Consider the following 4,394-nt stretch of genomic DNA (forward strand, 5'->3'; position numbering starts at 1 on the left):
CCGACCTGATCTATGCGACGGGTCTGTCGCTCGGGCTCGGCGGCGGCGCGCTGACGGCGCTCAGCTTCGCGTTCGGGCTGTCGTTCCGGAGAGGGCCGGGGCTGAGGCGTCCTTGTCGCGATGCACAATGCACCTGCGGCCCCGGGGTGCCCGGGGGGCAACGATTCGGTAACTGTCCGGCGGCGCGCGCAGAACGATGGCGGACATCATCCGATTGCGCGACGGCGGCCGTTTCCGACACAAACCGCAAAAGCCCGCGCCATCGGCCGCCACGAAATTGCGATTTCGTCTGGCTGCCCTGCGTCCGCGAGATTTGTGATGCGCATTCTTGAAAAGCAGACTTAAATCATTGGCAGATCGCGCGCTTCCGCCCTGCGGCGGGGAGACGCGCACCCCGATAAAGCACGGCAAGAGGGCGGAATGGGAATCAACGAGAGCGAGATCAATCTCGACCAGAAATACACCGCAAGCTCCGGCCACATCTTCCTGACCGGCATCCAGGCGCTGGTCCGGCTGCCAATGGCCCAGATCAGGCGCGACCGCGCCGCCGGCCTCAACACCGCCGGCTTCATCTCCGGCTATCGCGGCTCGCCGCTCGGCGGCTACGATCAGCAGCTGTTCTCTGCGCGCAAGCATCTCGAGCAGTACAACATCAAGTTCCAGCCCGGCGTGAACGAGGACCTCGCCGCCACGGCGGTCTGGGGCTCGCAGCAGCTGCATCTGTCGCCCGGCGGCAAGTATGACGGCGTCGTCGGCATCTGGTACGGCAAGGGCCCCGGCGTCGACCGCTGCGGCGACGTGTTCCGCCACGGCAATGCGGCGGGCTCGGCCAAGAACGGCGGCGTGCTGTGCCTCGCGGGCGACGATCACGGCGCCAAATCCTCCACCGTGCCGCACCAGTCCGACCACGCCTTCATGTCGGCCTTGATGCCCTATCTCTATCCGTCCTCGATCCACGAGATGATCGAGATGGGCCTGCTCGGGATTGCGATGTCGCGCTATTCCGGCTGCTGGGTCGGCATGAAGGTGATCACCGAGACGGTGGAGACCACCGCCGAAATCAACCTCAACGACGAGATGACGCCGTTCGTCATCCCCACCGACTTCGAGATGCCGCCCGGCGGCCTCAATCTGCGCTGGCCCGACGACCGCTTCGACCAGGACCGCCGGCTGCAGGACTACAAGGGCTTTGCCGCGATCGCCTTCGCCCGCGCCAACAAGGTCAACCGCATCACGATGGATTCCCCGAACGCCCGCTACGGCATCATGGCGTCCGGCAAGAGCTACGAGGACATCCGCCAGGCGCTGCGCGAATTGGGGATCACCGAGGAGGTCGCCGCCAAGATTGGCTTGCGCCTCTACAAGATCGGCATGCCCTGGCCGCTGGAGCCGGAGGGCGTGCGGCAGTTCGCGGTCGGTCTCGAGGAGATCTTCATCATCGAGGAGCGCCGCGAGATCGTCGAGAACCAGGTGAAGCAGGAGCTGTTCAACTGGCGCGACGACGTCCGCCCGCGCATCGTCGGCAAGATGGACGAGCACGACAAGCGCTTCCTCCCCTTTGCCACCGAGCTCTCGGTCGCCTCGCTCGCGACCTCGCTGACCGAGCGTCTGCTTCGTCTCGACCTCAATCCCGAGATCAAGGCGATGCTGCGCGCCAAGGCCGACTGGTTCAACGGCCGCGACGCTTCGCAGATGCAGCTGGTGTCGCCGGTGGCGCGCACGCCCTATTTCTGTTCGGGCTGTCCGCACAACACCTCGACCAAGGTGCCCGAAGGGAGCCGCGCGCTGGCCGGCATCGGCTGCCACTTCATGTCGCTGTGGATGAACCGCAACACCGAGACGTTCACGCATATGGGCGGCGAGGGCGTGCCGTGGGTCGGCATCGCGCCGTTCACGGGCGAGGAGCACATCTTCGCCAATCTCGGCGACGGCACCTATTTCCACTCCGGCAGCCTCGCGATCCGCCAGGCGGTCGCGTCCAAGGCCAACATCACCTACAAGATCCTCTACAACGACGCCGTCGCCATGACCGGCGGCCAGCGCCATGACGGCGATCTGTCGCCGCAGCAGATCACCTTCCAGCTCCACGCCGAGGGCATCCGCGAGATCTATCTCGTGTCGGAAAATCCCGACGCCTATCCGGACGACAGCATCGCGCCCGGCGTCAAGCTGGCGCATCGCGACGAGCTCGACAACGTCATGAAGACGTTGCGTCAGACCAAGGGCGCATCCGCCATCGTGTTTGTGCAGACCTGCGCCGCCGAGAAGCGCCGCCGCCGCAAGCGCGGCACGATGGAGGATCCGCAGCGCCGTGTCTTCATCAACCCCGCGGTCTGCGAAGGCTGCGGCGATTGCTCGGTGCAGTCGAACTGCATCTCGGTCGAGCCGCTGGAGACCGAGCTCGGCCGCAAGCGAATCATCAACCAGTCCTCGTGCAACAAGGACTATTCCTGCGTGAAGGGCTTCTGCCCGTCCTTCGTCACCATCGACGGCGGCAAGCCGCGCTCGCGCGCGCCGGCCGAGCTCGGCGACATCGGCGAGATGCCGGAGCCCTTGACCAAGCCCTCGCTCGACCGGCCCTACAATGTCGCGGTCGGCGGCGTCGGCGGCACCGGCGTGCTGACGATCGGCGCGCTGCTCGGCATGGCCGCGCATATCGAGGGCAAGGCCTCGATGATCCTCGATATGTCCGGCCTCGCGCAGAAGGGCGGCGCGGTGCTCAGCCATGTCCGGCTGTCGGAGAACACGGCGGACGTGACCTGCTCGCGCATCGTCACCGGCACGGCGGACCTCGTCATCGCCGCCGACGAGGTGGTGGCCGGCGCCAAGGAGACCATCACCTTGTGCGACGCAGAGCGCACCCATGGCGTGATCAACAGCCATCTCATCCCGACCGCCGATTTCGTCCTCAACCGCGACTTCAACTTCCAGAACCGCAAGGTCACGAGCCTGCTGGAAACCGCGCTGCGCAAGGACGCGACCTTCTTCGACTTCACCAAGCCGGCCGAAGCGCTGCTCGGCGACTCCATCGCCACCAACATGATGATGATGGGCTATGCCTATCAGAAGGGCCTGCTGCCGCTGTCGGCGGAGGCGATCGAGAAGGCGATCGCGATCAACGGCGTGGCGGTCAAGATGAATACCGAGGCGTTCCGGCTCGGCCGCCTCATGGTCGTCAACCCCGAGCGCGTCGCCGGGATGATGACCGGCCAGGACGAGACGGTGCCGCCGAAATCGCTCGACGCCATGACGCTCGACGAGATCATCGCCCATCGCATGGCGCATCTCACCGCCTATCAGAACGCCCGGCTCGCCAAGCGCTACCGCAAGCTGGTCGACCAGGTCCGCGAGGCCGCCGACAAGGGCGGCTATGGCGAGGCGCTGCCGCGCGCCGTCGCGATCAACTACGCCAAGCTGCTCGCCTACAAGGACGAGTACGAGGTGGCCCGCCTGTTCTCGGACGGCACCTTCGAGAAGCAGCTCCACGACGCCTTCGAGGGCGACTACAAGGTGTCGTTCAACCTGGCACCGCCGATCTTCAACAGTGGTCTGGACCCGCAAGGGAGGCCGAAGAAGAAGAGCTACGGCCCCGGCATGATGAAGACGTTCCGGCTCCTGGCGAAGCTCAAGGGCCTGCGCGGCACCCCGCTCGACATCTTCGGCTACTCCGCCGAGCGCAAGATGGAGCGCGACCTGATCGCCGGCTACGAGAAGGATGTCGCCACGGTGCTTGGTCTGTTGTCGCCGGCCAACGCCGAGATCGCGGTGGAATTCCTGTCGCTGCCCGACAAGATCCGCGGCTACGGCCCGGTCAAGGACAAGGCCGTGCAGGACGCCAAGGCGCGCTACGCCCAACTGGCGGCCGACCTCGCCAATCCGCCCTCCGCGCCCCGCCAGATGGCTGCGGAGTAGGGAGCCACGCTCGAGCTCCCGTAGGGTGGGCAAAGCGCCGCCACCGGCGGCGCGTGCCCACCGTCGGGCGGCGTGCTCGTTGCGCGACGGTGGGCACGTCACGCCGCTCCGCGTCGCGCCTTTGCCCACCCTACGTTTTGACCGTCATTGCGAGGAGCGCAGCGACGAAGCAATCCAGAGTCCTCGTGCAGCCCTAGATTGCTTCGCTGCGCTCGCAATGACGCGGAGGAGATATGGGTCGCGAGGGAAATTCTATTTTACAGATTTTTATTGACGAATTTCAGAAATTGTGGTTTATTCGCCGGCATCCCGCCTCACTCGGTAGGGGCGTAGCGCGCGATCGTCACGACACGCGGGGCGGGGAGCGGTGGCCGCGATCGAGCCGCAGCGTAGCTTGCTACGCGGACGAACGGCTTGGTCGCGGACGTGAAGTCGCAGCGTGCTGGCACCCCGATGCTGGTGTCACGTCCGTGCCGGCGCTC

Annotated in this window: 1 protein-coding gene and 1 pseudogene; both read left to right on the forward strand. The window is 65.9% G+C overall.

The genetic code is table 11. The features are described 5' to 3' along the window. Nucleotides 1-332 (forward strand): annotated as a pseudogene (locus BRAS3809_RS37450) (hypothetical protein); the annotation flags it as partial. 88 nt (nt 333-420) lie between these two features. After that, nucleotides 421-3,912 (forward strand): indolepyruvate ferredoxin oxidoreductase family protein, encoded by a 3,492-nt coding sequence (locus BRAS3809_RS24425; RefSeq protein ID WP_008964708.1) that lies wholly within the window; start codon nt 421-423, stop codon nt 3,910-3,912. Nucleotides 3,913-4,394: the final 482 nt, after the last annotated feature.

The organism is Bradyrhizobium sp. STM 3809 (assembly GCF_000239795.1).
Taxonomy (GTDB): Bacteria; Pseudomonadota; Alphaproteobacteria; order Rhizobiales; family Xanthobacteraceae; genus Bradyrhizobium.

Bases quoted from the DNA above. Each gene is read 5' to 3' on its own strand.
- BRAS3809_RS24425 (WP_008964708.1), top strand. From the start codon at position 421: ATGGGAATCAACGAGAGCGAGATCAATCTCGACCAGAAATACACCGCA.